This is a genomic window from Actinosynnema sp. (assembly GCF_052038725.1).
This window is the reverse complement of record NZ_JBQGCX010000234.1, coordinates 1-3,956: the sequence shown is the minus strand read 5'-3', so window position 1 is coordinate 3,956 and position 3,956 is coordinate 1. Positions and strand designations below refer to the sequence as shown.

Annotated in this window: 3 protein-coding genes and 1 riboswitch; of the genes, 2 read left to right on the top strand and 1 reads right to left on the bottom strand. The window is 76.7% G+C overall.

The genetic code is table 11. The features are described from left to right. Positions 1 to 1,568 (top strand): hypothetical protein (locus ACTUAL_RS04550; protein ID WP_440899366.1); only part of this gene is annotated, 1,568 nt, incomplete at its 5' end. Then, a complete protein-coding gene (locus ACTUAL_RS04545) occupies positions 1,558 to 2,904 on the top strand; it encodes an extracellular solute-binding protein (RefSeq protein ID WP_096491960.1) in 1,347 nt (448 codons plus the stop codon). The genes ACTUAL_RS04550 and ACTUAL_RS04545, both read left to right, overlap by 11 nt. On the opposite strand, the gene pnuC is transcribed toward ACTUAL_RS04545, so the two are convergent. Continuing rightward, a complete protein-coding gene (pnuC, locus tag ACTUAL_RS04540; protein WP_440899365.1) occupies positions 2,891 to 3,553 on the bottom strand; it encodes a nicotinamide riboside transporter PnuC in 663 nt (220 codons plus the stop codon). The genes ACTUAL_RS04545 and pnuC overlap by 14 nt on opposite strands. A gap of 44 nt (positions 3,554 to 3,597) precedes the next feature. After that, a riboswitch (FMN riboswitch) is annotated at positions 3,598 to 3,719 on the bottom strand. Between the last annotated feature and the right edge of the window lie 237 nt (positions 3,720 to 3,956).

Sequence of the window (3,956 nt, the reverse complement as noted above, 5' to 3'; positions counted from 1 at the left end):
GGCGCGCGCCGAACCGGGTGGCGGGTTGGGGTCGGCGGGCGCTGGGGGCGCGGCTGAGCCGCAGGAACGCCGGGGTGCTGGTGGTCGCGGTGGTGCTGCTGCTGGTCCCGACCGCCTGCCAGGGGCCGCCGGAGGTGGCCGGGTGCGCGCTGCCGGTGCAGCTGAACGTGCTGGCCTCGCGGGAGGTCGTGGACGAGCTGCGGGACCTGGTGGTGAAGTTCGAGGACGGCGAGCGGGCGCCGGGCGAGCTGCGCTGCGCCGGGGTCAGGGTGCACGTGGCGGAGGGGCCGCAGTCGGCCGACGTGGTGCGCGCGCTGGGCGACGGGCTGCCGGTCGGCGGGGGCATCGGCACCAGCGTGCCCGAGCCGCACGTGTGGATCCCCGCGAGCGGGCTGGAGCTGGAGCAGGCGCGGGCGCTGCTGGCCGAGGACGGGTCGCAGAAGGGCCTGAGCCTGCACGCCGACGTGGGCGGCGTGCCGTCGGTGGTGGCGCGGTCGGTGGTGGCGCTGGGGGTGCCGGAGCGGTGGGCGCCGGAGCTGGCCGTGCGCGAGGACTCGCGGCAGGTGTCCTGGCAGTCGCTGCTGGGCGCCGACGGGTGGCGGTTGTTCGGGTTGGAGCCCGCCGTGACCGGGAGCGCGCAGATGGCGACGGTCGCGGCGGTCGGCGGGGGGCTGAACCCGCCGGAGCGGGGGCCCGAGGCCGGGCCGAAGTTGCACCGGATGGCCGCGCGGGTCGGGGCCGAGGTGCCCGGCGGCGCGGGCGGCGGGCTGTGCGGCGAGGTGCGGTCGGTGCTCGTGGCGGCCGAGTCCGAGCTGGCGGACCGGGTGGACGAGTGCGGCGGGCTGGAGGTGTTCTACCCCGAGGGCGGCTCGCTCTGGCTGGACCACCTGTTCGTGGACGTGGTCCGGACGCCCGCGAGCGGGGTGGCGCCGTCGGTCGAGGAGTACCGGGCCACCCCGGTCGGGGAGGCCGCGGCGAAGTTCCGGGGGTTCCTGGTGGGGGACGCGGTCGCGCAGGACCGGTTCAAGCGGTCCGGGCTGCGGGGCGCGGTCGGCGGGGACACCACGACGCGGGGGCTGCGCCCGAGCAGGCCCGCCGCGCTGGCCACCCCGGAGTACGCGGCCCGCGTGCGCGAGGTGTGGGCGCGGGTGCGGAAGGAGACCAGGGTCGCGCTGGTCGTCGCCGACACCTCCGAGCTGGGCGGGCAGGTCGCGGACCAGGTCACCGGGCTGGTGGAGTCGGCGGACGGGGCCGGGCGCGACCGGGTCGAGGTCGTGGTGGACGGGGGGCGACCGCTCCGCGCCCTGGTGGCCGAGCGGGTGGCGCTGGACCGGGCGGCGCAGGTCGTGGTGGTGGCGGGGGCCGGGGACCGGGTGGGGTTCGGGTACGGGCCGGTGTCGGAGCGGGTCGTGGTCGGGGTGGGGGTCGGGGCCGGGGCGTGCGACCCGTCGTCGGAGCTGCGGGCGCTGCTGGACGCCAACGGCCGCAGGTGCCTGCCGCTGGTGGACCGGGCCGGGGTGGTCGCGCTGGTCGACGAGGTCGCGGAGGAGCTGTGGGATGTGGGGTGAGCGGCGGGGGCGGACGGCGCCGGGCGGGCTGCTGCTGTGCGGGCTGCTGCTGGGCGGGGCGCTCGCCGGGTGCGCGGAGCCCGAGGCCGGGTGGGAGGAGCGGAGCGGGCCCATCGTCTTCGCGGACTCCAAGGACACCTCGGTGGACAAGCAGATCACCCGGCTGGTGGAGATGTGGAACCGGTTCAACCCGGACCAGCCGGTGTCGTTCCAGGAGCAGGCGTCCGGCAGCGACGCCTACCGGGCCCAGCTGATCGCCCACTCGCAGCGCAGCAAGCGGGAGGAGGGGGCGCCCTGCTACGACGTGATGGCCATGGACGTGGTGTGGACGGCGGAGTTCGCCGAGGGCGGGTTCCTGGCGGAGGTGTCGGACCGGGACCTCGACCTGTCCGAGTTCCGGCCGGAGTCGCTGCGGGCCGCCCGGTACGCGCGGAGCGAGGAGCTGGGGCGGGCGCGGGACGGGGCGGGCGCGTCGCGGCTGTGGGCGGTGCCGTGGCGGGCCGACGCGGGCCTGCTCTACTACCGGACCGACCTGGTGGCGGAGCCGCCGACGAGCTTCGCGGGGCTGCGGGAGGCGGCGCTGGCGGTGAGCAGGCGGGAGCCGTCGGTGGCCGGGTACGCGGGGCAGTTCCGGAAGGCGTACGAGGGGCTGTCGGTCAACGCGTTCGAGGCGATGTGGGCGTTCGAGGGCGATCCGGTGCCGGTGGACGCGCGGGGCGTGCCGCACCCGGCGCTGGACGCGGGGTCGGCCACGGCGGTGCGGTCGCTGGTGGGCGCGGTGCGCGACGGGTGGCTGCCGCGGTCCACGCTGGACTACGACGAGGACGCGAGCTGGCAGGCGTTCGGGCGGGGCGAGGTGGCGCTGATGCGCAACTGGCCCTACGCGTACGCCCAGCTCACCGCGCCCGACCGGGCGGAGGGGTCGCTGGACCCGGCGCTGATCGGCGTGGCGCCGCTGCCGTGGCAGAGCGCGCTGGGCGGGTGGAACCTCGGGGTGTCGACGTGCACCCGGCACGGGAGGACGGCGCGGGAGTTCGTCCGGTTCCTGACCGACCCGGCGCGGCAGCGGACGCTGCTGGAGCAGGCCGGGTTCGCGCCGACCCGGACCTCGCTGTACGAGGACGGGTCGTTGTGGACCCGGCCGCACCTGAGGGTGCTGCGGGAGGCGCTGGACTCGGCGCGGCCCCGGCCCGCCGTGCCGAACTACGACCTGCTGACGCGGTTGGTGCAGGAGCAGGTCGGTGAGGCGATGCGGGACGGGCGGGCGGTGGACGCGCGGGTCGAGGCGCTGGCGGACGGGCTGACCACCCTGCCCGGCCTGGTCAGACCGGGCTGACGGGGCTGGCAGGGCTGGCGGGGCTGGCGGGGTCGGCGGCGCGGGGCGCGCGGCGGGCCTCGCGGTTCCAGTCGAGGAAGCCCTTGACGACGAGCACGGCGAACACGGTGTAGACGGCGGCGCTGAACCACAGGCCGGAGCGGAGCTGCAGGGGGACGCCGATCGCGTCGACGACCAGCCACACGATCCAGAACTCGACCAGGCCGCGGCCCTGGAGGGCGAACGCGAGCACGGTGCCGACGAAGATCGCCGCGTCGGGCCAGGGCGCCCAGGAGGCGTTGGTGGCGTCGAGCAGGAGCGCGAAGCCGGTGGTGCCGAGGAGGAAGGCGGCGAGCACGGCGACGCGCTCGCGGGTGGCGCCGGTCCGGACGACGACGCCGAGCACCGGGTCGCGGCGGCGGCTCCAGGCCCACCAGCCGTGCAGGGTGATCAGCCCGATGACCACCTGCCGGGCCGCGATGCCGCCGAGGTCGGCCGAGGCGTAGACGGCGAACAGCAGGACGACCGACGCGAGCTGCACCGGCCAGGTGAGCATCGAGCGGCGCTGGGCGAAGAAGACCACGACGAGCGCGAGGACCTGGCCCGCGAACTCGGCGTAGGACACCCGCTGCCCGAACAGCGTGAAACCGTGCTCCAGCAGGACGTGCACCGCTCCTCCATCCCCGTTCCGGGGCATGGCAGGGTCGCGGGACCGCTGCGCACCTCTCATCCGGACTGTGACCGTCGGCCCCGGAATCCCACCGGGTCGGCCGCCTGGCGGCGGTTCGCGGGCTCTCACCGCCGGTTCGGGATTTCACCGAGCCCCGGAGCGCGTGTTCTCCACCCCCGTGAACAGCGGGAAGGGGGGCTGGTGTTCCGCTCGGGCGGGTGATGTGGGGCACGGGTGGGGGGTGGTTGGGGAGTGAGACGGGGCGGCGGACGGGCAGTGGGGCGCGGGGAGCAGGTGGGCTGCTGGGGCGCGGCGGCCGGACCGCTGGGACGCGGACGAGGCGCGGCGGGCAGGCGGCGGCGAGCGGCGCGGCGAACGGGCCGTTGGGACGCGGACGAGGCGC